We start from the raw sequence: 24,358 nt of genomic DNA, 5'->3' as shown, positions 1-24,358 counted from the left end.
GCTGATTTGCTTACAGGAGGGCAACGATCCGCGACCCCGGACAGCGCGCGCGGTGCGAGACTGGATCGGTGACCGCCGTGTCTCCCTCCGTCACCATGACCCCCGCACCCGCCGAAGCACTGGCGCGCGCTGCCGCGGGCGAGCGTCTGGAAGCTGCGGACGCCGAGACGCTGCTGGGGGTTTCGGGTGCCGATTTCGAGCATCTGCTCGAGCTTGCCGGAGCCGTCCGCGACGCGGGGCTCGCGGCATCCGGTCGCCCCGGGATCCTGACGTACTCACGCAAGGTCTTCGTGCCGCTGACCACGCTGTGCCGCGACCGGTGCCACTACTGCGTGTTCGTCGACACCCCCGGCCAGCTGCTCAAGAAGCACAAGCCGGCCTACATGTCGCCCGAGCAGGTGCTCGCCGTCGTGCGGCAGGGACAGGCGATGGGCTGCAAAGAGGTGCTGCTGACCCTCGGCGACCGTCCGGAGGACCGCTGGCCCGAGGCGCGCGCGTGGCTCGACGAGCACGGCTTCGCATCGACGCTCGACTATGTCGGCCACATCGCCCGCCTCGTGACGGCTGAGACGGGACTGCTCGCGCACCTGAACCCGGGCGTCATGAGCGCGGATGAGATCCGGATGCTGCGTCCGACGGCCCCCTCGATGGGCATGATGCTCGAGACGACGTCGCGCCGGCTCTTCGAAGAGCCCGGTCAGGTGCACTTCGGCTCGCCCGACAAGGATCCCGACCTGCGTCTCGAGGTGATCGACGCCGCCGGGCGCGAGCGCGTGCCCTTCACGACGGGGATCCTCGTGGGTATCGGCGAGACGCTGCGCGACCGGGCGGACTCGCTCGTCGCCCTCCGCGAGGCGCACGAGCGGCACGGGCATGTGCAAGAGGTCATCGTGCAGAACTTCCGCGCGAAGCCCCGCACGGCGATGCAGGGCGCACCCGACGCCGAGCTGCGGGAGTACGTCGCCGCCGTCGCGGTCGCCCGGTTGGTGATGGGCCCCCACATGCGGATCCAGGTGCCGCCGAATCTCTCGGATCCCACCGAGTTCGGGCTGCTCGTGCGCGCCGGCGCCGACGACTGGGGTGGGGTCTCGCCGCTGACCGCCGACCACGTCAACCCCGAGCGTCCGTGGCCGCACCTCGACGATCTCGCGCGCATGACCACCGAGCTGGGCTTCGAGCTGCGCGAGCGCCTCACCGCGCAGCCCGGGTTCGTCCTCGACGCCGAGACCTGGATCGACCCCGCCCTGCGACCCGCCGTCGCGGCCCTGGCGGACCCGGCCACGGGTCTCGCCGCGGTCGGCGAGGTCGGTGCCGTCGAAGCCGCGGGCCGGATCGCCGGTTCGGCGGCGTCGGGCGCCGGTCCTGCGCGATCCGTCCCAGCGCTTTCACGGCAGGACGTCGAGAGAACAGGAGACACGCCGCCAGACCGGCCGTCGAGCGGGCCCGGCACGCCGGATCTCCTGAATTCTCGACGGGAGGCGGAGGTGCGACGTCTCGCCGAGGCCGCGGCGGCCGACCCGCTGGCCCTCGACGACGCGGAGTGGGTCGCGCTGCTCGAAGCGACGGGCGATGACCTGGACGCACTCGCCGCGGCGGCCGACGACGTGCGCCGGTACACCGTCGGCGAGGCCGTCAGCCTCGTCGTCAACCGCAACCTCACCTCGAGCGGCCTGCGGTCGGGGCCCTCCCCCGACCCCGAGACCTTCACCATCGACGACGTCGCCGCCGTGGCGGCCGACGCATGGGAGCTGGGCGCGACGGAGCTGTGCGTGCAGGGCATGCTGCCGGCGACGGAGAGCCCCGACGGCTACCTCGACATCGTCCGTGCGGTGAAGGCTGCCACGCCGCGCATCCACCTTCATGCCTACCGCCCGCAGGACGTGCGGGACCTCGCCGACCGCGGCGGACTCGGCCTCGAGGGCGCCCTCACCGCCCTGCGCGAGGCCGGCGTCGACACCGTGCCGGGCACGGGTGTCAAGGTGCTGAGCGAACGGGTCCGCGGCCTCGTCGCCCCCGGCGACCTCGAGATCGAGCGCTGGATCGAAGGAATCACCACCGCGCACCGCGCGGGCTTCCGCTCGACCAGCGTCCTGTTCTACGGCCACGTCGAGACCGCCGCCGAGCGCATCGCGCATCTGCGCCGGTTGCGCGCGATCCAGTCCGACACGCGAGGCTTCACGGAGTTCGTGCCGATCCCCCTGCCCCGGCCCGCGGGGGGCGTTCCGCTCGTCGCGGGGCGCGCGCCGCTCGACGAGCATCGCGCGATGGTGGCCGTGTCGCGGCTGTTGCTCTCGGGCAGCATCCCGCACATCCAGATCCCGTGGACGCGCGTCGGGCGCGAGGCATCCGCCGTCCTGCTGCAGTCCGGCGGCGACGACCTCGGCGGCACGCTGCTGGACGGTCGTGTGAAGCCCGAGGCGGGCATCGAGCACGGCCTCGTCCTGCCGGTGACGGATGCTGCGGCCCTCGTGGGGCGCCTGTTCCGGCCGTTCCGCCAGCGCACCACCGACTACCGCGAGCCGGCGCCCGACCGCAAGGCGGCATGGCGATGACCGGCGCCGGAACGACGGCACGCGTCGAGGTGGCGATCGTCGGCGCGGGGTTCGCCGGCATCGGCATGGCGATCGCGTTGCGACGCGCCGGCCGCGACGACTTCGTCATGCTCGAGCGCGGCACCTCCGTCGGCGGCACGTGGCGCGACAACACGTACCCCGGGGTCGCGTGCGACGTGCCGTCGCACCTCTACGGCTTCGCCTCCCACCCGAACCCGTCGTGGTCGGGCACGTTCGCACGCGGAGACGAGATCCACGCCTACCTCGAGCACGTCGTCGAGACGGAGCAGCTGGGCGACCGCCTGCGCCTGGGCACCGCGATGCACTGGGCGGATTGGGATGCCGAGCACGAGGTGTGGCGCATCGGGACCTCGACCGGCAACGTCGTCGCGGACGCGCTGGTGCTGGCATGCGGCCGGCTGACCGAGCCGTCGATCCCCGAGATCACCGGGCTCGAGACCTTCCCGGGGCCGCTGTTCCACTCGGCGCGCTGGGACCACGACGCCCATCTCGGCGGCCTGCGGGTCGGCGTCGTGGGCACCGGGGCGAGCGCCGTGCAGATCGTGCCGCAGCTCGCCCGCGACGCGGCGCACGTGACGCTCTTCCAGCGCAGCCCGGCGTGGATCGTGCCGCGCGGCGGCGCCGCCTACTCCACGGCCGACCGGGACCGCTTCGCCACCCATCCTGACGAGCTCGCGCGCCTGCGCGCCGACCTCTACGCCGAGGGCGAGGCGCGCTTCGCCTCGCGGTCGGGGGATGCCGTCGCCTCCGCCCGCGCCACCGCGGAAGCACTCGCCCACCTCGAGGCGCACGTGACCGACCCGGCGCTGCGCGCGGCACTCACCCCCGGCTACGCGTTCGGGTGCAAGCGCGTGCTGCTGTCGGACGACTTCTACCCCGCCGTCGCCTCCGACGCCGTCACCCTCGTTCCCACCGCGCTGGCCGCGGTCGAGGGCTCCACGCTCATCGCCGCCGACGGCACCCGCCACGACGTCGACGCTCTCGTGCTCGCGACCGGGTTCGCCTCGACGCAGCAGCCGTACGCCGAGCTCGTGGTGGGCGAGGGCGGTCAGCGGCTCGCGGCGCACTGGTCGGGCGGCATGACGTCGTTCGCGTCGACCGTCGTCGCCGGGTTCCCCAACCTGTTCGTGCTCAACGGGCCCAACGCATCGCTCGGCCACTCCTCCTCCGTGCTCATGATCGAGGAGCAGTCGGCCTACGTGGCCCGCGTACTAGACAACCGCGCCGCCGTCGGCGGCGTGCTGCGGGTCGACCCGGTCGCCGAGCTCACCTACACCGACGAGATCGCCGCCGCCGCGGCAGCCACCCCCTGGATGACCGGCGGATGCCGCAACTGGTACGTCGACGAACGCTCGGGCCGCCTCACCCTGCTGTGGCCCGGTACTGTCGACGCGTTCCGCGCGCGCCTGGCCCGGGCCGACGGCTCGGAGTTCCTGCCCGGCCCCGTTCCGCTTCCCGTCCCCTCGGCGCTGCGCGCCCCGCTCGAAGGAGTCGCATGACCGTCCCGCTGCGTTTCGGATACAAGGCCTCCGCCGAGCAGTTCGGCCCGACCGAGCTCCTGGACTACGCCGTTCTCGCCGAAGAGGTGGGCTTCGACTCGGTCTTCATCTCCGACCACCTGCAGCCCTGGCTGCACGAGGGCGGCCACGCCCCGGCATCCGTTCCTTGGCTCGGCGCGCTGGGGGCGAGGACGTCGAGGGTGCTGATCGGAACGTCGGTGCTGACTCCGACCTTCCGCTACAACCCGACCGTCGTCGCGCAGGACTTCGCGACGCTCGGCGTGCTGTACCCCGGGCGCGTGATCCTGGGCGTGGGCACCGGCGAGGCGCTCAACGAGGCGAATCTCGGGATGGCGTGGCCCGATCCGCCGGAGCGGTTCCAGCGGCTCAAGGAGGCGCTCGCGCTCATCCGGCGACTGTGGTCGGAGGACCGCGTCACGTTCGACGGCACGTACTACACCGCGCGCAACATCACGATCTACGACAAGCTCGACGAGCCGGTGCGGATCTACATCGGCGCCGCAGGTCCGGCCGCGACCCGGCTGGCCGGGCGCATCGCCGACGGCTTCATCACCACCTCCGGCAAGAAGCCCGAGCTGTACACCGAGACGCTGCTGCCGGCGCTCGATGAGGGCCTGACGAAGGCCGACCGGACGCGCGACGACATCGACACGCTCATCGAGGTGAAGGTCTCGTTCGACCACTCCCTCGAGGCGGCTCGCGAGAAGACCCGGTTCTGGGCGCCCCTCGCGCTCACGCCGGACGAGAAGATGGGCGTCGACGACCCGGTCGAGATGCAGCGCCTCGGCGAGCAGCTGCCGATCGAGCGGGCAGCATCCCGCTTCATCGTGTCGACCGATCCCGACGAGCACGTCGAGCGCATCGGCTGGTACGTCGATCACGGGTTCCGCCACCTGGTGTTCCACGACCCCGGTCACGACCAGGCCACCTTCCTGCGCATGTACGGCGAAGAGATCCTGCCGCGACTGCGCGCGAAGTACGGCGCGTGAGCGGGTCTGTTCCGCGAGGGCTGTTCGGACGCGTACGGCGTGCCGTAACTCCGGATCGCAGCGCGCCGCACCACGCGGATCCCGGCGCGTCGGCAGCGCCGTCGGGCGATGATGCGAAGTTGCGGCACACGCGGTGGATCGTCGTGGTTCCCGTGAAGCCGCCCGCCCGGGGCAAGTCCCGCCTCGACGTGCCCGGCGTCGACCGCGCGGCGCTCGCGCACGCGATCGCCCTCGACACCGTCGAGGCCGCGACGGCGTGCGAGGCGGTGGCGCAGGTCGTGGTCGTGACGAACGACCCCGCGCTCGCCCGTGAGTCCGGCACCATTCCGGCGCTGCGGTTCGTGCCCGAGGGCGACCCCCGGGGACTCGACGCCGCGGTAGCGACCGGGATCGCGGCCATGGATCCGGCGGGACGGATGCCCCGCGCGGCGCTCCTCGGCGACCTCCCGGCGCTGCGACCGCGTGATCTCGCCGGCGCGCTGCGGGCCGCGGCATCCGTCCCCCGCGCCGTGGTCGCCGACGCCGAGGGCACCGGCTCGACCCTGGTCACCGCGGCGCCCGGCGTGGCGTGGCAGTCGTCGTTCGGGGAGGGGTCGTTCGTGCGGCACCTCGCTCTCGGGTGCACGGCGCTCGAGATTGCGGATGCCTCGACCCTGCGTCGCGACGTCGACACGGCCGACCAGCTCGACGTCGCCCGGGCGCTGGGGCTCGGCCCGCGAACAGCTGCCCTGCTCGGCGCCTGAGACGGGCCGGTTCGCCGTCCGCCATCCGTACGAGGGAAACTGCCGTCCCGGCCGGTCCCGACCGCCGCGCCGATAGCCTGGCGGGATGAGCGACTACCAGGTGCTGGAGATGGGCGGCCTCGACGAGTGGCGGGAGCACTACGGCGGGTTCCGGCCCGACAGCTCGCGCGACGGACGGCGGGTCGTCGACCACGACATCACCATGCAGTACATCGGCATGACGGCCAACGCCTATGAACCGGGCGAGGATGCCGGCTACTGGCACCGCCACGCTCGCATCGAAGAGCTGTACGTGTTTCTCGCCGGCCGCGGCCAGATGGGGCTCGACGACGACATCGTCGACGTCGGTCCCGGCACGGTGGTCCGCGTGGGCCAGGGTGTGTGGCGCACGTGGCGCGCGGTGCCCGACAGCCCCGAGCAGTTGCGCTGGCTGTGCATCCGCGCGGGCGGCACCGAACTGCCGCACCTGCCCGACGACGGCGAACGCGACCCGGACCGCCCCTCCCCCTGGAACTGAACGCCGTTCGCGAAGCGTGCCCTCAGGCTACGAGCAGGTACACCGCTCCGACGATGGTGAAGCCGATGACGAGCCGTTCGAAGAGCTTCTGGTCGAGCCGGTCGGCCAGGCGCCGCCCGACCAGCGCGCCGCCGACCACGAGTGGCACCAGCACGAGGTCCAGGAGCAGGCCGGGCGGCGTGATGATGCCGAGCCCGATCGAGAACGGCACCTTGAACAGATTGACGATGGCGAAGAACCACGCGGCGGTGCCGAGGAACTCCTTCACGGGGAACCGCGCGGCCAGGAAGTACATCGACATCACGGGACCGGCGGCGTTGGCGACCATCGTCGTGAAGCCGCCCAGCGCACCATAGGTCGCGGCGGCCACGCGGTGGGGCCCGTCGTCCGACACGCCTGCCCCGAAGCGGCGGCGCAGCAGGGTGATCGCGATGACGAGGATCAGAATCACCCCGATCGTCCGCTTGACCCAGATGTCGCCGGCGAACGCGAGGAACACGACACCCAGCAGCACGCCGGCCACGACGGCGGGAGCCAGGCGCAGCAGCGCCCGCCAGTTCGCGTGCCGACGGTACATCGTGACCGCGAACAGGTCGGCGACGATCAGGAGCAGCAGCAGTGTGCCGGTGGATTGCCGCGCGGGCAGCACGGCGGCGAAGATCGCCACGGCGAGCGTGCCGGCGCCGGGCACGGCGGTCTTGGACAGTCCCACGATGACCGCGGCGAGCGCGAGCAGCGCCCATGCGAACCAGGTCAGCTCGGGCACGTCACACGTCGGCTGCGCCGAGCGCGGTCTCGGCGAGGGCGGCGGAGCGCGCGGCATCCGTCATCCACAGCGGCGTGACGACGGAACGGATGCCGAGACCGGCCACGTCGGCGGCGGAGGCCTCGTCCTCCTCGGCGATGAGCCACGCGTCGAGCAGGCCCCCGGCATCGCGTGCGCGGTAGTGCGCGGCGACCGCGGCCGCGGAGGTCTCGACGCCTATAGCGGTCAGGCAGACGTCAGCCATACCCCGCACAACCTTGCCGCCGATGATCGGGGATACCCCGACGACACGGGCGGAGGTCCGGGCAAGCGCGTCGCGCGTTCCGGGCACCGCGAGGATCGGGCCGATCGACACGACGGGGTTCGACGGCGCGAGGAGCACCACGTCGGCCGCGGCGATGGCCTCGAGCACGCCCGGAGCAGGTGCCGCCCGGTCTATCCCGGGGTTGTGGAAACCGGCCGGCGCGAGTGCCGCGCGGTGCCGTGTCCACCACTCCTGGAAGTGCAGTCGCGCGCCGTCTTCGAGCTCGACGAGCGTGTCGACCTCGGCGTCGGTCATCGGCAGCAGACGCGCGCCCAGATCCCAGCGGTGCGACATCCGCTCCAGCACGGCAGTCGGTGTCAGCCCCTCCCTCAGCCATCCGGTGCGAGCCAGGTGGGTGCCGAGGTCCAGGTCTCCGAGCGTGAACCAGGGCCAGCCGGCGCCCCATTGCTGGAGTTCGTGGTTCACGCGCTCGCTGTCGCCCTGCCGGCCCCAGCCGCGCTCGCTGTCGTTGACGCCGGCGAGCGCGTAGGTCACGGAGTCCACGTCGGGCTGCAGCCGCACACCCGAGAGCCAGATGTCATCGCCGGTGTTGACCACGACGGTGAGGGCGGATGCCGTGTCTTCCCAGCCGCGGGCACGCAGCGCGCTGCGCACGCCGAGGACGAACTTCGAGCCGCCGACGCCACCGGCGAGCACGACGACGCGGGGCGGCGGGTGGCTCAACGGCGGTCGGCTCCCGGGAGCGGCAGCGCGCCGGTGCGGGGGGCGAACTCGTCGGCCGCGTGCGGCAGCGAGAAGGTCGCGACCGCATCGATCAGCGCGTCCACCGTCTGCGTCGGGGCGACCACGTCCACCTCGAGGCCGGCTCGCTTCGCATCCTTGGCGGTACGGGGCCCGATCGCCGCGATCAGCGTCGTCTCGGGCACGTCGGGGAACTGCGCGTGGACCTGCTCTGCCACCGACCCGCTCGTGACGAGGATCGCGTTGATGCGGCCGGAACGCACATCCTCGGCGATGCGCTCGGTGACCGGCACGCCGACGGTGCGGTACGCCACGACGCTGCGCACCCGGTGCCCCGCGTCGGACAGCTTGCGGGTGAGCACGGGCTTGGCGATCTCGCTGCGCAGCGTGAGGATGTCACGCGCCTCCGGCTCGAGGGCGATGAGCTGCTCGGCCATGCCGGCGGCGGAGTTGTCCTGCTCGGGGACGAGGTCCACGCGATAGCCGACCGCGAGCAGCGCGGCCGCGGTCGTCTCGCCGACCGCGGCGATGCGCGTCTTCGGCGGCACGATCGCCCGGTAGGCGTACAGCACATCCACGGTCGTCGCGCTCGTGACGGTGAGCCAGTCGAATGCTCCGGCGGCCAGATCCGCGAGCGACTGCTCGAGTGCGGCCTGGTCGTTCGTGGGCGCGAAGTTGATGAGCGGCGCGATCACCGGGGTCGCCCCCTGGCGCCGCAGGGACGCGGCGACGCCGTCGCCCCAGGGTCCGCCTCGGGGCACGAGAACGCGCCAGCCGGTCAAGGGCTTGGCGGTGGGATGCTGCACGCCGGCGTTCATTGGGTAGCGGTGTTCATGAAGGGGTCGACTCTCGTGGTGCTCAGTCGGCCGCCCAGGACGTTCGAGCAGCCGAAGCGCGATTGAATCGGGTTCGCGCGTCGGCAGCATACGCACCATTGCACTGCCTCGCCTCCCGAGCATACCCCTCATCGCGAAAGGTGTGATCGGGGGCGGGTTCAGCGTGTGTACAGGCGGACGAATCCCCAGACGGCGGCGCCGATCGCCAGGGCGCCGACGACGACCGCCGCGGTGGCCGCGACGGGGTTGCGCCGCTGGAACGCGCGAGCCTTGGTCACGCCCTCGTCCACGGCGATCCCGAGCCGCTTGGGCACATTGGCCTTCTCTTCGATGGCAGCCAGCGCCGCCTTCAGCTCGGCGCGAGCCTGTTCGACTGGGTCGGCGATGCCGATCGGCACGGCGGTGCGCGGCACCGGCACGGGCGCGTCAGAGCTCATCGCGCACCTCCTTCACATCCTGGGCGATCGACTGGGCGGGGTTCTGGCGCTTGCCGATCTTGCGGAAGCGGAGGATGCCGAGGAGCGCCAGCACGACGGCGACGATCAGCATCCCGAAGAAGACGACGAGCGCCGACAGCCATACCGGCCACCATGACGAAAGACCGGCGATGGCCCAGGTTCCCAGTGCGGGTACCGACCAGAACAGCACGAACAGCGCGGCGAACGCCCACAGCGCGCCCCAGCCGCCGTCCTTCGCGGTGCGTGCAAGCCACACCTTTGCGGCGTCGATCTCGGCGATGACGAGGTTGCGGATGAGTTCCGGGATCTCGCCGAGCAGCGTCAGCAGGCTGTCATCCGCGCGGTCGCGGAATCCACGCGGCGTCGTCATGTCATGCTCCGCCACGGCCGTCGGACGCGTCGTCCACGGCCTCGTCGACGGCGTCCTTCACGGCCGACGCCGACTTCTTTGCGGCCTGGCCGACGTCGTCGGCCGATTCCTCGCCGGCCTTGATCGCGGCATCCAGCTTCTGGCCGGGCGTGCCCTTCGAACCGGCGGCCTGCGCGACCTTCACTGCCGAGTCCCACAGCGTGGAGGGAAGGGCCATCGCCTGCGTCTTGGCGAAGTCCTTGACCTTGCCGACCTGCTCCTGCACCGGGTCGAGGTTCCAGACCTTGAGCCACTGGGCCTTGATCTGCTCATAGCGTTCCCGGCCGGCGCGCGTGCCGAGCACGTATCCGATGGCGATTCCGACGACGAGTCCTGCTTTGCCCCTCATTGGGGTCTCCTCACACTCGGTGATGCACCTGACGATCTCCCCAGGGTAGCCCTGTATTCCGATTCCGGCATCCGCCCTTGACACGGGCGGAAAGAGCGCACTCACCCTCGCGCGTCGGCTCCGAAGAGCAGCGCGCGGCGTAGGCGATCGGCCTGATCCTGCGCGTCGGCGACGACCTGCGCGAGCCCGCTTCCTGACAGCCATGCGCCGACGGCCGCGACCCCCTCCGCGCGGGAGATCCGGCTCCGCGCTGCCGACGCGGCGTCGAGTCGGCCACGCGCCGACGCGGGCGGCACGAGCGTGAACCGTGCGCGGTGCGCGCCGATCAGGCGGTCCGCGCCCAGGGTCACGCCGAGGAGAGCGGATGCCTCAGCGAGGGCCAGCTCCGCGGCATCCGCGTCGTCCAGATCCGCCGTCGCGGGCGGAGCCTCGGGCCTGCCGAAGGCGACCCGCAGCACGTGCCGCCCCTGTCCGGCGGCCTGTGCGAGCCACTGCCATCGGGCGGTGTCGTGGGCCACCCCGACGGCGCGATGCGAGCCCGGCACCGCGTGCACGTTCACGCCGCGCGGTGCCGCGTCGAGTTCGGGCGCGTCCACCACCAGGGTCACGACCTCGCGAGCGATGCCCGCGGGCACTGTCGCTTCGACGGGTTCTTCCGCAAGGAGGCCGGCGAGAAGCATCCGTGCACTCCCCTCATCGGTCGCCACCACGACCGCGTCGGCGACGAGGGCCGCCCGCGCGCCGCCCTTCGCCGCGTCGAGGGGCACCTCCCGCGGGAACCCGACGCCCGAAACCGCAGCACCTGCCCCCTGAACGTCCGCCGCACCGGCGTCGTCCGACTCGAGCTCCACGGTCCAGCGCGCGTCAGACCGCTCGAGCCCGACGGCACGTGTGCCGGTGCGCACGTCGGCGCCGCGCTCGATGAGCTTCTCGCGCAGCGCGTGGATGAGCCGCGGCATCCCGCCGTCGATGCCCTCGATCGCGGGTGCCTGGTCGGCGCCGAGACGCAGTTCGGAGACGGCGGCGCCCAGCGATCCGGTGCGGGTGAGAGCCGGGTTGAGGCGGGGTGCCGCGATCTCGACATCGACGTCGTCGGGCGCCAGCCCGAAGCGGTCGACGCTCAGCGGCGCGACCAGGCGGTCGTGCACCCGCGTGCCCATGCGGCCCCGCACCAGCCGGCCGAGGCTGCGCTGCGAGCCGATCGTCATGGGCGGACGCAGCCGGTCGAGGTACGCGCGCCATGCACCGCCCCAGCCGATCACGTTCCGCACACTCTCGTCCCACGGATTCGCGGGGATGCCGAGCACGTTCTCGCGGGGCACCGGGGCGGCCCCGCCCTTCGGCAGGCCGGCGATCCACTCGTGGTCATCGCCGGGGCGCACGATGACGGCACCCGGGCCGACCTCCTCGACCAGCCGGCGCACGACGCCGTCCCGCGTCGAGAAGCACGTCGCGCCCGTCTCGAGCTCGAGACCCGCCACCTCCGCCGCGCCGACGACACCGCCGAGATCGCCGGATGCCTCGACCAGGGTCACCCCCATCCCGAGCTTGGCGCACTCCCACGCGGCGACCAGCCCTGCGATCCCGCCACCGATCACGACGACGTGCGTCTCGCGTGCGTGCGTGACCAGTTCGTCGAGGGGTTCAGGCGCACCGGTCACGGCATCCATCCTCCCACCGGTATCCGCGGCACTCGGAGCGAGCAGACCACAGCCTCGTCAGTCGGCCGAGCGGCGCTGCTCGCGCGCCTCGGCGCGGGTGAGGGGAGCGTGCGGGAGCTCCTCGGAGACCGTCGCGTGCTCGGCGGCGGCATCCGTCCCTGCCACAGCGGCCGATTCGGGGACGGATGCCGGCGGTCCGGCCACCGACGTGACGCGGCCGTCGTGCAGCTCGATGACCCGATCGGCGCGCTGCACCAGCAGCGGGTCATGCGTGGAGACGATGGCCGCGAGACCCTGCGAGTGCACGAGCTCGCCGATGAGGTCCATGACCGTCGCGGCGGTGCGGGAGTCGAGCTGGCCGGTCGGCTCGTCCGCGATCAGCACGTGCGGTCGCGCGGCGATGGCGCGTGCGATGCCGACGCGCTGCTGCTGGCCGCCCGACAGCTCGGTCGGGCGCTGCGCCGCGTGATCGGCGAGACCGACGAGCCGCAGTGCTTCGGCGACGCGCTCCTCACGCTCGGCGGCCGGCGTCTTCACGATGCGCAGCGGCAGCTCGACGTTCTCGGCGGCGGAGAGGATCGGGATGAGGCCGAACGACTGGAAGACGAAGCCGAGCCGTTCCCGGCGCAGCTCGGCGAGCGCGTCCTCGTCGAGCGCGGTGGTCTCGACGTCGCCGATCCACACCTTGCCCGACGTCGGCCGGTCCAGAACGCCCAGCAGGTTCAGCAGTGTCGTCTTTCCGGCGCCCGATGCGCCTCGCACCACGACGAGTTCGCCCGCGGCCACCTCGATGTCGATGTCGACGCACGCGTGCACCTCGCCGGCAGCGGATGCGAAGGTGCGGGTCAGCTTCTCCCCGCGCAGGGCAAGGGTCATGACGGCTCCTCTGTGGACGGTGCTTCCGGGCTGACGGATGCCTCGGGCCGGGCCTGCTGGCCGGGCCAGACACCGACGTGGTCGGGCTCGAGCGCGAGTCGGACGCGTTCACGAAGGTCGAGCGCCGCCACGAACTCGTCGGGGAGCTGCAGGCGGCCGACGCGGTCGAGCACGGCGTACTCCTCGGCGACGTGATGCTCGGCGCCGTGCTCGTCGAGTCTCGTGGAACGCAGCACCTCGGTGGAGGTGCGCCCGTCGCGGATCTGCACGGTGCGGGCGACGTGCTCCGACACCGCGGGGTCGTGCGTGACGATGAGGGTCGTCACGCCGAGCTCGCGGTTGACCGAGCGCATCGCCTCCAGCACGTGCGCGCTGGTGGTGTCGTCGAGTTCGCCGGTGGGCTCGTCGGCGAGGAGCACGCGCGGGCGGTTGGCGATGCCGACCGCGATCGCGACGCGCTGCTGCTCGCCGCCCGACATCTCGGCCGGACGGCGGTCGGCGCAGTGCGAGACCTCGAGCAGGTCGAGCAGTTCGGCCACCCTCGCACGACGCGCAGCCGCGCCCTTCGCCTCGCCCGTGATCGCGAGCGTCGCGGCGACGTTCTCGCTCGCCGAGAGGTAGGGCAGCAGGTTGCGCGACGTCTGCTGCCACACGAACCCGACGCTGCGGCGCCGGAACGCCACGCGCTCCTTCTCCTTCATGGTCAGGAGGTCGTGCCCGGCGACCCACGCCACCCCGGCGGTGGGCTGGTCCAGGCTCGACAGGATCGACAGGAGCGTCGACTTTCCCGAGCCCGAGGCGCCGACGACGGCGACGAGCTCGCCGGGGTCGATCCGCAGGTTTAGCCCCTGCAGCGCCTGCACCTCGACGCCGGCGCCGTTCGCGGCCTGCACCTTGAAGATGCGCACGAGATCCACGCACAGGATGTCGGCGTCTGGGAGAGCGGCCATGGTCCTATCCTTCCTCCACGGTGCGCAGTGCGCCCGCGGCACGGATGCGGCGCGACACCAGCAAGGCGATCGCGGTGAGCAGCACGGCCAGCGCGATGAAGCCGCCCAGCGTCAGCGCCAGCATCCCGCCGTCCACCTGGTACGCCGGCGCCACGGACGAACCGGTGAACGGGCGCAGGTCGACGGCGGCCAGCACGACAAGAGGCACGAGCGCTCCGAACACCGTTCCGGCGACCACGGCGGCAGCGGCGGGCGGGCCGATCTCCCAGAGCGCGAGCGACGTGGCCGACCGAGAGGGGGCGCCGAGTGTGCGCAGCAGCGCGAGCACGCGCGCACGGGGGGCGGCGGCGAGGGTGAGCGTCATGACGATCGCGAGCGCACTGAGGAGCGCGGCCACGGCGGTCGCCGCGAGCAGCGCCGCACGCACGCCCTGCACGGCAGGGCCGGACTGGATCGAGGCCGCGATCTCGTCGGCGGTGTCGACGCGGACGTCGTCGCCGAGAATCGCCCGCAGGCCGGATTCGACCGTGTCGCGCGATGCACCCGGCGCAAGGCTGACGAGGAGCGTACGGTCGGACGGATCCCGGCCGAGCACCTCTTCGGCGTACGAGGAGTCGATCGCGATCCAGTTCTCCCTCGTCCCGATGGGCACCGGCCCCCGCGTCACTCCGACGACCTCCGCGGCGACACCGCCCAGGTCGACCTCGTCCGAGCCGTCGATGAGATCGGCGACCGATCCGGAGACGACGATGGGCATGGGGCCCGACGGGACGGGCTCGAGCGAGACGCCGGGAGGCAGCAGTCCAGGCCCGTCCCCCTGCACGGCCGCCAGGTCGGCCGCGTCGACGACGAACACCGACGTGCCGCGCTTGACGCCGCCGATGTCGAGCGTCTCGGGTTCGGCGCCCGAGATGCCCGCGGCGGCGTCGACCCCGTCGACGGTCGCCGCCTGGTCGAGCTGCTCTCGTGTGAGGCTCGCGCCGCTGACCCGCACATCCGCGCCGACTTGGGCGTTCGAGGCCTCGGTGATCCCGGTCTGCAGGGCGGACAGCAGGATGCCGGAAGACACCGCGACCGACACGCCCACCACGAGCGCTAGCACAGGGGTGAGGCCGATCGACGGTTCGCGCAGTGCGCGGGCCGAGCCGAGGAAGGAGTCGAGCCCCGCCGACGCGCGCGCTCGTCCGAGCACCGCTCGCAACGGGATCGGGTACAGGCGCAGCGTCAGCAGGCAGGCGACCAGCGCGAGCAGGAGCGGTGTCGCGGCGAGCAGCGGATCGACCCCGGCGCTGTAGCCACGGATGAAGAGGAGGACGAGGGCGACCAGCGCGAGCGCGGTGACCGCACCCTCGACGATGAGTCGCAGCCGCGAGCCGCGGCGGCCGAGGTCGGTGCGCACCTGACGCTCGGCCACCGACGGGGCGAGCACGGCGAGGATCCCGATCGGCGCGAGCGCGAGCAGCAGCGCGGGGATCAGGGCCGCCGGGCCCGGCGCGGCCCCGAAGAGGAGCAAGCCTCCCACGACTGCCACAGCGGCGCCCAGGATCGCGGGGAGTGCACCGACGAACACACCCTCGATCGCGAGCAGCCCGCGCAACTGGGCGATCGACGTTCCGCGAGCCGACAGCAGACGCAGGCTCGGACGGCGGCTCTCGAGGATCAGCCGGCATCCCAGGATGAGCACGGCGACGGCGACGCCGATCGGTCCGGCGATCAGCATCGCGATCACGCCTGCGGTCGAGGCCTCCTGCGCCAGGGCGAGCTCGATCTCTCCGGTGATGTCGGCGTCGAACTTCACGCCGAGGATGCCGGCCGGGCCGCCGGCCGACGAGGCGACCGTGTGCGACACGGCCGTGAGCTTGTTCAGTGCCGCGGCGGTCTGCGCCGCCGACCGCGCCTCGATGCGGTCGGTGTCGAGCGGATACCACGTGTCGGTGGTCTGGGAGGCGGAGAACAGATAGGCGTACGGCAGCGATGCCGGGTGTGCGAAGGCCGTCGCCGTGACGACACGGGGACGGTTGCCGTCGTCGAAGATGCTCGGTTCGAGCACCGAGGGGACGTGCTGCCAGTAGTCGCCCGACGCGTCGACCCCCTCGAAGGTGCCCGTGAGGACGAACTCCACGGTGTTGGAGAAGGTGCGCAGGGATCGGGTCTCGCCGACGGCCCAATCCATCTCGGCCGCAGTGGCGACCGAGAGAACGATCTCGAGCTGCGCCGTCGACGTCTCGGCCTCGGTCCAGTTCCCGAACCCTCCGGCCGGCTCGGCGAGGCGCCCCTCCACGACCCGGACGTGGTCCTCGAAGCCCGGAGCGAACGCCACGCGCAACTCGCGGGTGCGCGCCTCGACGAGGCCGTGCTCGGACGTGCGGCTGATGGCGTACGACTCCCCGAGGAGCTCTGGCAGAGGCTCATCCGCGGACTCCCGGATGTCCTCGAGAGCCTCGAGGAACCCGCCCCACACCCCTTCGGTCGTGAGCGGATCGCTCACGACCGAGATCTGCGGAAGACCGACCGAACTCGACACGACATCGCGCTGCGTCGCCGGCACACCGTCCAGGCGATCGCGGAGCGCCGCATCCCCGAGCAGTCCCAGCGCGATCGGCGCAGCCGTCGCGAGGAGCGAGAGCACGAGGACGAGCGCCGCGACGATCGCGCCGCCGCCTGCGCGGGACCGCAGGTGGTGTGCGACGAGCGCGCGGGTCGATACGCGACGAGTCATCGGGACTCCTCCCCCACCGTCGCCGACCGCGCCGTCCGCCCGACGCCTGCCGCCGCGGCCGCCACGACCACCGCGAGACCGGCGATGAGCGCCGCGACCGCCGCCGCGAGCGGGATCCACGCGATCGTCACCCCGCCCACGATCGACAGGATGCCGGGGGTCACGGCGCGCACGAGTTCGGGGACGATCAGCCACGACACGAGCCCGCCGGCCGCGGCGCCGAGCAGTACGGCCGCGCCGAACACCCCGCCGAGCTCTGCCGCGCGCATGCCGGCCTGGCGCCCATGCCCGACGCCCAGCGCGCGGAGCACCCCGAGCTCGCGGCGCCGCGCGATGGCGAGCGTCTGCACGATCGCGAACGCCGCGACCAGCGACAGCACCGCGGAACCCGCAGTGGCGATCCACCACCCTGGAACGAGAGCGCCGACGACGCTCGCGGTGACGCCCGGAGCGGATGTCGTGACGGGGCGGTCGCCCAGCGCGGCGCTCAGCTCGTCGTCGGCCGACGGAGCGCCGGCGGCCCACACCGAGCCCGGCGGCACGATGGAGGTGCCGCGCTGCAGCTGCGAGGTCAGGAGCGTCTCCATCGGCACGAACAGCGCGAGCCCCGAGGATGCCCCGGGCACCGCCTCCACCACCGACGAGACGACGGCCGCGCCCTGGCGTCCGGTGCCGGCGTAGCGGAACTCCACCGGGTCGCCGACTCCGATCCCGAGGCGCGAGGCGAGCGTTGCGGTGACCGCCGCCGCCACGGGAGGAAGCGCGGCATCCTCCACCGCGGGTGCGTCGGCGAGGACGCCGCCGTCGCCGAGCCACACCACCGCATCGTCGCCGCCCCCGTCGAGCACGGTCTGCCCCGCGATCTCGAGCGGACCGGCGCCCACCGCCTCGATCCCCGCGATCGTCACCACGATCTCGGCTCCGCCGATGCTCGGACTCGTGGAGGCGAGGACGGCGGCCAGACGCCACGGCGTCGCACCGGCAGGCAGTTCGGCTTCAGCGGCGAGCGTCACCGCCCCGTCGCCGTCCACGGCGAGCTCGCCCTCGAGCGAGACCGCTTCGGGCGTGCCGGTGGCGTCCAGCAGCAGCGCGTGAAGCGCCACGGCACCGACGGTCTGCGAGGAGGACAACAGCGTCGCGGTGACCGCCAGCCCCGTCGCGGCATCGCCGAGCGGCACCGGCTCGGACGCGACGACCTCCGTGGCCGGGGCGGTGACCGCTGCGGAGAGCGCCTCCTTGTCGATGAGCCCGCCCGCCGAGGCGACCACGGGATCGATCGCCTCGGAGGGCACCGCGACGAGCTGGGCCTCGGTGGAGCCGATCTCGACCGGGGTCACGAGGGCGGAGGCCGCAGCATCCACCCCCTCCACGTCGGCCGAGACGGCGACGTCTTGGGGGTCGACCGCCTGAGGCGCGGTGTCGACGCGAAGGTCGGCGCCGGCCCGCACCGCCGCGGAATCGGTGGTCATCGTCTCCCAGGTCGCACCGTAGGCGGACGTGAACACCGCCTGTGCCACGGTGAGAGCCACCAGCACCACCGCGGCGGCGTAGATCGGGATGCGGCGGGCCACCTGCCGCGCCGGGTAGCCGGGTTCCAGACCCGGGGCCGCCGCGGCCGGTCGCGACCAGGCGACAGCGGCTGCGCCGAACACCGCCAGTGCGACGATCGCACCGGCCATGAGGACCACGGCGGGAGCGACCGCGACGATCGGATCGAAGCCGGCGCCGCGCGCGAGAGGCAGCTGCCAGACGACGAGCGCCGAGGCCAGGAGCACCAGCACCACGAGCGCCACCGCGGTCGTCCGTGCACCGCGGGCAGATGTGCGCCGACGCTCGCCGCGGCGCAGCGCGACGGCGAACACCGCCGCAAGCGTCAGTGCGGTCACCACCACCCACACCCACTGCGCGAGCACGTCGACCGGAGCCGCACCCGCGAGCACGGCCACGACGACGGCGAGGACCACGCCGGCCACCGCGCCCGCGAGCGCGGTGGCGACGCCCTCTGCAGCATCCGTCAGCCACGCCTGCGCCCGTGAGAAGCCACGGGCGCGGATCGTGGCCGTCTCGTGCTCGCGAGCGGCGGCGATGAGACCCGCCAGCTGAGCGACGGCCGTTCCCGCGAGGATCACGACGAGGAGTACGAGGGCCGGCGAAGCGGATGCCAGCGCCCCGGCCCCCGCCTCGACCTGGGCCGCGACATCTTCGGGGGGCACGCCGGGAGGCGGCGGATCACCCGCGACGGCGACCGCCCGCGCGAGCCATGCGAGCACGAGGCACACCGTGGCGATCGCGACGGCGACGGTCGCAGCGGCGCTGGCCAGCAGTCCGGCCCGTGCCCGCGCCCGGACCGCGAGCAGGCGGGCCGACGAGAGCGCGCGGCGATCGGGCATGGGCTCGGTCCTCCGCGGGTCGTCGGGCGCTGACGTGATCCTGCCAACTTATCCGACCGCCTCGCGCGCCGTGACTTACCCACAGCGGCGGTGCGAGACTGGGCACATGACGCTGCACATCACGGGCGATGCCGCCGCCGATCAGCTGCTGACCGACGACCCGCTCGCACTGCTCATCGGCATGCTGCTGGATCAGCAGGTCGCGATGGAGACCGCGTTCGCCGGTCCGCTCAAGATCGCGGAGCGAGCAGGGACGCTGGATGCTTCGGCGCTGGCCTCGTTCGATCCGGACGCGTTCGGCGAGCTGTTCAAGGCGACCCCGGCGGTGCACCGCTTCCCGGGGTCCATGGCCGGACGCGTGCAGGCGCTGTGCGCCGCGATCGCACAGGACTGGGCGGGCGACGCCGCCGCGATCTGGCGCCGTGACGAACCGGACGGGCCGACCGTGCTGAAGCGGCTCAAGGCGCTCCCGGGCTTCGGCGAGCAGAAGGCGAAGATCTTCCTGGCACTGCTCGGCAAGCAGTACGGCTTCACCGGCGACGGATGGCGCGAGGCATCCGCTCCGTACGGCGAGGACGGCTCGCATCGCAGCGTCGCCGACATCGTGTCGCCCGAGTCGCTCGCTCTCGTGCGCGAGCACAAGCGCGCGATGAAGGCCGCCGCCAAGGAGAAGGCATGAAGAAGACCGGTGGCAGCGTCGCCGCGTTCGTCGCGGGGGTGGCGCCCGCGAAGCGGCAGCGGGATGCCGAGACCATGATCGCCCTCATGTCGGAGCTCACCGGCCGCGAGCCCGAGCTGTGGGGCACGATCATCGGGTTCGGTTCGTGCCATTACCGGTATCCGACCGGCACCGAAGGGGACGCGCCCATCGCCGGGTTCGCACCGCGCAAACAGGCGACCACCGTGTACCTGCTCAGCACCGCCGAGCACACGCCGCAGCTCGCGAGGCTCGGACCGCACGAGACGGGCGTCGGATGCCTGTACCTCAAGGATCTCGAGACGGTCGACACCGAAGTCCTGCGGCAGATCATCGCGGAGGACTATCGGCGAGTCCTCGAGGGAGACGTCGAGAACGTCACCTTCACCGTCACGGATTGACGGACGCAGCGGACCGCGTTTTCCACAGGTCCGCACGGCGGCGGCGCCCGTCGATAGGGTGGGGGCACCCGTCCCTCGCCGTGGAGTCCACATGCTGCCCTTCCTCATCGTCGGTGGGATCGGCCTCGCCGTCCTGCTGATCTCGCTCATCGTCGGCGACATCTTCGACCACTTCGAGATCGGCGACGGCGCCATCTCGGGCACCGCTCTGGGCGTCGCGGCCGTCGTGTTCGGGGCATCCGGCGTCCTGACGTACACGGCTGGGCTCGACACCGTGTGGGCCTACGTCCTCGCGGCGGTGCTGGCCCTGCTCGCCTACCTCGTCGCCGTGTTCTTCGTGAAGAGGCTGACGCGCTCGTCCGACGGCGTCCCGCTCTCGGCGCTGGGCCTCAGCGGCGTCTCACGGTCCGACATCTCGCCCGCCGGCGGCGAGGTGAGCCTCGACGGGCCCGGCGAGGTCGAACGGCGCCTCGCCTACTCGGACGCCCCCATTCCCGAGGGCGTCCGCATCCGCGTCGTCGAGCACTCGGGCACGCGCGTCAAAGTCGTCGCCGAATAACCTCCACCCCTCGATCCGCCGGGGCCCCCGGCATCCGGAAGGTCACCCATGCTCGATTCGACCCTCATCCAGGTCATCGCCGTCGTCGCCCTCGTCATCGCGGTGCTCGGCCTCATCACCTTCATCGCGCGCCGCATCCGGCGCGTGCCACCCAACGAGGCGCTCGTGATCGTCGGTCGCGGTGCCGGCAGGCCCGCGCCCGGCGAAGCGGGCACCGGCCAGCGGGTCGTGATCGGCGGACGCACGTTCGTGTGGCCGATCCTTCAGCAGGGCTTCTCGATCTCTCTCGAGCAGCGCCAGATCGGCATCACCGTCGAGGGCGTCGACAAGAACCGCATCAAGATCGCCATCAAGGCGTCGATCAACTTCAAGGTCTCGGGCACCGAGGACGGTGTGCGCCGCGCGGCCCAGCGATTCCTGTCGCAGCAGGGCGCCCTCACCGAGATCATCAAGGAGTCGCTCGAAGGCTCGCTCCGCTCGATCATCGGCGACATGACCATCGAGCAGATCATCTCGGACCGCAAGGGCCTGTCGGACCGCGTCGTCGCCGAGACCAAGACCGACCTCGTGGAACAGGGCCTGCAGGTCGATCTGCTCAACATCAGCGACATCTCGACGCCCGGGAGCGACTACCTCGCCAACCTGGGCCGCGCCGAAGCCGCGCGTGCCCGCCAGGTCGCCGAGATCAGCGAGGCCGAGGCCGCCCGGGCCAGCGAGTTCGCCCGCATCGAGGCCGCCGAGCAGATCGCCGAGCGCCAGAAGGCACTGAGCCTGAAGCAGGCGATCATCAAGGCCGAGACCGACCGCGCGAACGCCGAGGCGCAGGCGTCCGGGCAGCTCGCCACCGCCGAGCAGGACAAGCTCGTCGCCATGCAGGAGCGTGAGGCGCTCACCGAGCAGGCGCTGGTGACCCAGGAGCGACTCGACATCGAGATCCGCAAGCCCGCCGAGGCCGAGGCCTACGCCGAGGTGCAGCGCGCGACGGCCCTGCGCGACGCGGCGAACGCCGCGACCGAGGCCGACGCCTACAAGCGCACCAAGATCGCCGAGGCGAACAAGGTGGCCGCCGTGCAGGATGCCGAAGCGGCGGCGACCGCGGTGCGGTTCTCGGGTGAGGCCGAGCGTGACAAGCAGGTCGCTCTGGCCGCCGGTGTCAAGGCGGAGGGTGAGGCACGTGCTTCGGCGATCCAGGCGGAGGGTCTCGCCGAGGCCGCGGCGACGGATGCCAAGGCCATGGCGCTGCAGAAGTACGGCGAGGCCGCTCTCGCACAGGAGATCATCTCGCGCCTTCCCGACATCGTGCGCGCCGCCGCCGAGCCGATCGCCTCGATCGACAAGCTCACGGTCATCTCGACCGATGGCGCGTCCGAGATGACCAAGACGGTCGGCAAGGTGCTCGGCGAGGGCACGGAGGTCGTGAAGAACCTCACCGGGCTCGACCTCAACACCCTGATGCAGGCCTTCGCGCTGAAGGCGGCGGGTGTCGAGGCCGTAGCCGGCGACGGCGCCAAGACGGCGGCGGCCAAGGCGGCGGGGGCGCTCGGCGCCGACTGACCGAGTGCGAGCGGAGGGACGTGGTCAGCGCGACTCTCGGTTACTCGGGCGGGGTGTACTGGCTGAGGATGAACCGCGCGCCACCGGGGTCGGCGACGACCGCTTCTCGCGTCCAGGCGGTGTCGGTGGCCGAGAACACATGACCACCGAGCCGCTCGACGTCGGCGACCGACGCGTCGCGGTCGCCGACCGTGAACCGGATCCACCAGCGGGCGTTCTCGTCGCTCGGCGTGAACCCCGCGATCACGTCGGCGAAGCCGGGCGGCGCGAACGCCTGCCTCTCGTGGATATCAGGATCGATCGTCGCGGCGAGGTGGTCGCCGTATCCGGGCAGCCGGAACATGCCGGCGCCGAGATCCGCGTCGACCTGCCATCCGAAGGCCTCGCGATAGAACCGTTGCGCCGCGGCCGGGTCGGGGGCGTGGAGGTCGCTGAAGTTCCACGCACCGGGAACGTTGACGATCTGCGCCCCGGGGCGCCGGTGGGGCTGCCACAGCCGGAACACTGCGCCCTGCGGGTCGGCGCATGTCGCCATCCGTCCGCCCGGGCCCGCGTCGCCCGGCGCCTCGAGCACGGCTCCGCCTGCGCGCAGGACGGCGTCGGCGGCCGCATCAGCGTCCTCGCACGCGATGTAGCTCATCCAGCGCGCGTCGTCACCGGATGCGAGAGCGGCGGCATCCTCACCGTCCAACGTCGCGATGAGATACGCGCCAGACGCACCGGACGGCGTCGCGTCGTGGAACTCCCACCCGAAAAGTCCGCCGTAGAAACGCGTGGCCTCGTCGAGGTCGGAAGCGGTGACGTCCACCCAGCACGGAACGCCGGTCGGGTAGGTGCGCTGTTCGCCGGGCATGCCGTCCTTCTCTCGCCGATCGCCTCCGACCCTAGGCGGCACCGGGGACATCGGGAAGAGTCGCGTGGGCGAACGTCGTGCGGCGCTACGCCCCCTTCAGACGCTCTGCGAGGTAGGCGTGCAGGCCCTCGAGCGGCACGCGCTCCTGACCCATCGTGTCGCGATCGCGCACGGTCACGGCACGGTCGTCGAGCGAGTCGAAGTCGACCGTGACGCAGAAGGGCGTGCCGATCTCATCCTGGCGACGGTAACGGCGGCCGATCGCGCCGGCGTCGTCGAAGTCGATGTTCCACTCGCCGCGCAGGTCTTCTGCCACCTCACGTGCGATGGGCGACAGCTGTTCGTTGCGCGACAGCGGCAGGATCGCCGCCTTGACCGGAGCCAGGCGCGGATCCAGCTTGAGCACCGTACGGGTGTCGGTGCCGCCCTTCGCGTTCGGCGCCTCCTCCTCGTGGTACGCGTCGACGAGGAACGCCATCATGGCGCGGGTGAGCCCGAACGACGGCTCGATCACGTACGGGACGTACTTCTCGCCGGATGCCTGGTCGAAGTACGACAGCGACTGGCCCGACGCCTCGGCGTGGCTGGAGAGGTCGTAGTCGGTGCGGTTGGCGACACCCATGAGCTCGCCCCACTCCTTGCCGGGGAAGCCGAAACGGTACTCGACGTCGATCGTGCCCGCCGAGTAATGCGCGCGATCATCCTCGGGCACGTCGTAACGGCGCATGTTGGCCGGGTCGATGCCGAGGTCGATGAACCAGTTCCAGCAGTCCTCGACCCACGCCTTGAACCACTCGTCGGCGTCGGCCGGAGGGGTGAAGAACTCGATCTCCATCTGCTCGAACTCGCGCGTGCGGAAGATGAAGTTTCCCGGCGTGATCTCGTTGCGGAACGCCTTGCCGACCTGGCCGATGCCGAACGGGGGCTTCTTACGCGAGGCGGTGAGGACGTTCGCGAAGTTCACGAAGATGCCCTGCGCGGTCTCGGGCCGCAGGTAGTACAGGCCGGACTCGTCGTCGACGACTCCGAGGTAGGTCTTCACCAGTCCCGAGAACGCCTTCGGCTCGGTGTACTGGCCCTTGGTGCCGCAGTTCGGGCACGGGACATCCGCGAGTCCGTTCTCGGCCTTGCGGCCCTTGCGCGCTTCGAAGTCCTCGATCAGGTTGTCGGCGCGGAACCGCTTGTGGCACTGCAGGCACTCCACCAGCGGGTCGGTGAAGGTGGCGACGTGACCGGATGCCTCCCACACGCGCTTGGGCAGGATGATCGACGAGTCGAGGCCGACCATGTCGCCGCGGCCGCGAACGAACGTCTGCCACCACTGGCGGCGGATGTTCTCCTTGAGCTCGGTGCCGAGGGGTCCGTAATCCCATGCCGACCGGGATCCGCCGTAGATCTCACCCGCTTGGAACACGAACCCGCGGTGACGGGCGAGGGCGATGACTTTGTCGAGGCGGGACTGCTCGGCCACGGTGGCTCCAATGGTCGGGTGGGGGCTGCACGAAGGTGCGGGATGCCGAGAGCGCGGCATC

The 24,358-nt window shown here is 72.0% G+C and carries 22 protein-coding genes; 9 read left to right on the top strand and 13 right to left on the bottom strand.

Annotated elements, in window-relative coordinates:
• Window positions 1-77: 77 nt before the first annotated feature.
• The 5 genes from cofG (at window position 78) to ACLKM7_RS17385 (ending at window position 6,342) form a co-directional block, all read left to right on the top strand.
• Complete coding sequence (gene cofG, locus ACLKM7_RS17405; protein WP_436448682.1) at window positions 78-2,552, top strand: 7,8-didemethyl-8-hydroxy-5-deazariboflavin synthase CofG; 2,475 nt, start codon at window positions 78-80, stop codon at window positions 2,550-2,552.
• Window positions 2,549-4,072, top strand: coding sequence for a flavin-containing monooxygenase (locus ACLKM7_RS17400; protein WP_436448558.1), 1,524 nt, complete (start codon window positions 2,549-2,551; stop codon window positions 4,070-4,072). Before cofG ends, ACLKM7_RS17400 begins: the two co-directional genes overlap by 4 nt.
• The gene (gene fgd, locus ACLKM7_RS17395) at window positions 4,069-5,082 is read left to right on the top strand and encodes a glucose-6-phosphate dehydrogenase (coenzyme-F420) (RefSeq protein WP_436448557.1); all 1,014 of its coding nucleotides are present in this window, start codon (window positions 4,069-4,071) and stop codon (window positions 5,080-5,082) included. The genes ACLKM7_RS17400 and fgd overlap by 4 nt, the downstream gene beginning before the upstream one ends.
• Window positions 5,083-5,201: 119 nt before the next feature.
• Window positions 5,202-5,825 (top strand): 2-phospho-L-lactate guanylyltransferase, encoded by a 624-nt coding sequence (gene cofC, locus ACLKM7_RS17390; protein WP_436448556.1) that lies wholly within the window; start codon window positions 5,202-5,204, stop codon window positions 5,823-5,825.
• 85 nt (window positions 5,826-5,910) lie between these two features.
• Entirely contained in the window at window positions 5,911-6,342 is a 432-nt protein-coding gene (locus ACLKM7_RS17385) for a cupin domain-containing protein (RefSeq protein ID WP_436448555.1), read from the top strand.
• A 22-nt stretch (window positions 6,343-6,364) separates the two neighbouring features.
• Here ACLKM7_RS17385 and ACLKM7_RS17380 read toward each other — a convergent pair whose 3' ends face one another.
• From ACLKM7_RS17380 to ACLKM7_RS17330, 11 genes are all read right to left on the bottom strand, one after another.
• Complete coding sequence (locus tag ACLKM7_RS17380) at window positions 6,365-7,108, bottom strand: sulfite exporter TauE/SafE family protein (protein WP_436448554.1); 744 nt, start codon at window positions 7,106-7,108, stop codon at window positions 6,365-6,367.
• 1 nt (window position 7,109) lies between these two features.
• On the bottom strand, window positions 7,110-8,096 hold the full coding sequence (gene cofD, locus ACLKM7_RS17375) for a 2-phospho-L-lactate transferase (protein WP_436448553.1): 987 nt from the start codon (window positions 8,094-8,096) through the stop codon (window positions 7,110-7,112).
• Entirely contained in the window at window positions 8,093-8,932 is an 840-nt protein-coding gene (locus ACLKM7_RS17370) for a uroporphyrinogen-III synthase (RefSeq protein ID WP_436448552.1), read from the bottom strand. Before ACLKM7_RS17370 ends, cofD begins: the two co-directional genes overlap by 4 nt.
• Before the next feature lie 176 nt (window positions 8,933-9,108).
• Window positions 9,109-9,387, bottom strand: coding sequence for a hypothetical protein (locus ACLKM7_RS17365; protein ID WP_436448551.1), 279 nt, complete (start codon window positions 9,385-9,387; stop codon window positions 9,109-9,111).
• Window positions 9,377-9,778, bottom strand: coding sequence for a phage holin family protein (locus ACLKM7_RS17360; protein ID WP_436448550.1), 402 nt, complete (start codon window positions 9,776-9,778; stop codon window positions 9,377-9,379). Before ACLKM7_RS17360 ends, ACLKM7_RS17365 begins: the two co-directional genes overlap by 11 nt.
• A 1-nt stretch (window position 9,779) precedes the next feature.
• Complete coding sequence (locus ACLKM7_RS17355) at window positions 9,780-10,166, bottom strand: hypothetical protein (protein WP_168911887.1); 387 nt, start codon at window positions 10,164-10,166, stop codon at window positions 9,780-9,782.
• A 101-nt stretch (window positions 10,167-10,267) separates the two neighbouring features.
• Window positions 10,268-11,836, bottom strand: coding sequence for a protoporphyrinogen/coproporphyrinogen oxidase (locus ACLKM7_RS17350; RefSeq protein ID WP_436448549.1), 1,569 nt, complete (start codon window positions 11,834-11,836; stop codon window positions 10,268-10,270).
• Between the two features lie 48 nt (window positions 11,837-11,884).
• The gene (locus ACLKM7_RS17345) at window positions 11,885-12,703 is read right to left on the bottom strand and encodes an ABC transporter ATP-binding protein (RefSeq protein ID WP_436448548.1); all 819 of its coding nucleotides are present in this window, start codon (window positions 12,701-12,703) and stop codon (window positions 11,885-11,887) included.
• Window positions 12,700-13,653, bottom strand: coding sequence for an ABC transporter ATP-binding protein (locus ACLKM7_RS17340; protein WP_436448547.1), 954 nt, complete (start codon window positions 13,651-13,653; stop codon window positions 12,700-12,702). Before ACLKM7_RS17340 ends, ACLKM7_RS17345 begins: the two co-directional genes overlap by 4 nt.
• A 4-nt stretch (window positions 13,654-13,657) precedes the next feature.
• Window positions 13,658-16,372 carry an FtsX-like permease family protein gene (locus ACLKM7_RS17335; protein ID WP_436448546.1) on the bottom strand — a complete coding sequence of 905 codons (2,715 nt, stop codon included), beginning with the start codon at window positions 16,370-16,372 and terminating at the stop codon, window positions 13,658-13,660.
• A complete protein-coding gene (locus ACLKM7_RS17330) occupies window positions 16,369-18,762 on the bottom strand; it encodes an FtsX-like permease family protein (RefSeq protein WP_436448545.1) in 2,394 nt (797 codons plus the stop codon). The genes ACLKM7_RS17335 and ACLKM7_RS17330 overlap by 4 nt, the downstream gene beginning before the upstream one ends.
• A 106-nt stretch (window positions 18,763-18,868) precedes the next feature.
• On the opposite strand from ACLKM7_RS17330, the gene ACLKM7_RS17325 reads away from it, so the two are divergent.
• The 4 genes from ACLKM7_RS17325 (at window position 18,869) to ACLKM7_RS17310 (ending at window position 21,973) form a co-directional block, all read left to right on the top strand.
• Window positions 18,869-19,441 (top strand): HhH-GPD-type base excision DNA repair protein, encoded by a 573-nt coding sequence (locus ACLKM7_RS17325; protein ID WP_436448544.1) that lies wholly within the window; start codon window positions 18,869-18,871, stop codon window positions 19,439-19,441.
• Window positions 19,438-19,860, top strand: coding sequence for a DUF1801 domain-containing protein (locus tag ACLKM7_RS17320; RefSeq protein WP_436448543.1), 423 nt, complete (start codon window positions 19,438-19,440; stop codon window positions 19,858-19,860). The genes ACLKM7_RS17325 and ACLKM7_RS17320 overlap by 4 nt, the downstream gene beginning before the upstream one ends.
• A 91-nt stretch (window positions 19,861-19,951) precedes the next feature.
• Window positions 19,952-20,419 (top strand): NfeD family protein, encoded by a 468-nt coding sequence (locus ACLKM7_RS17315; RefSeq protein ID WP_436448542.1) that lies wholly within the window; start codon window positions 19,952-19,954, stop codon window positions 20,417-20,419.
• Window positions 20,420-20,467: 48 nt separating this feature from the next.
• A complete protein-coding gene (locus ACLKM7_RS17310) occupies window positions 20,468-21,973 on the top strand; it encodes a flotillin family protein (RefSeq protein WP_436448541.1) in 1,506 nt (501 codons plus the stop codon).
• Window positions 21,974-22,013: 40 nt separating this feature from the next.
• On the opposite strand, the gene ACLKM7_RS17305 is transcribed toward ACLKM7_RS17310, so the two are convergent.
• Window positions 22,014-22,826: a VOC family protein gene (locus ACLKM7_RS17305; protein WP_436448540.1), complete on the bottom strand. Its 813-nt coding sequence runs from the start codon at window positions 22,824-22,826 to the stop codon at window positions 22,014-22,016.
• A gap of 85 nt (window positions 22,827-22,911) precedes the next feature.
• Window positions 22,912-24,297 carry a glycine--tRNA ligase gene (locus ACLKM7_RS17300; protein ID WP_436448539.1) on the bottom strand — a complete coding sequence of 462 codons (1,386 nt, stop codon included), beginning with the start codon at window positions 24,295-24,297 and terminating at the stop codon, window positions 22,912-22,914.
• Between the last annotated feature and the right edge of the window lie 61 nt (window positions 24,298-24,358).

This window comes from Microbacterium sp. I2 (assembly GCF_051364985.1).
Classification (GTDB): Bacteria; Actinomycetota; Actinomycetes; order Actinomycetales; family Microbacteriaceae; genus Microbacterium.
The sequence above is the reverse complement of the archived record's forward strand: the minus strand, read 5'-3'. Positions and strand labels throughout refer to the sequence as shown.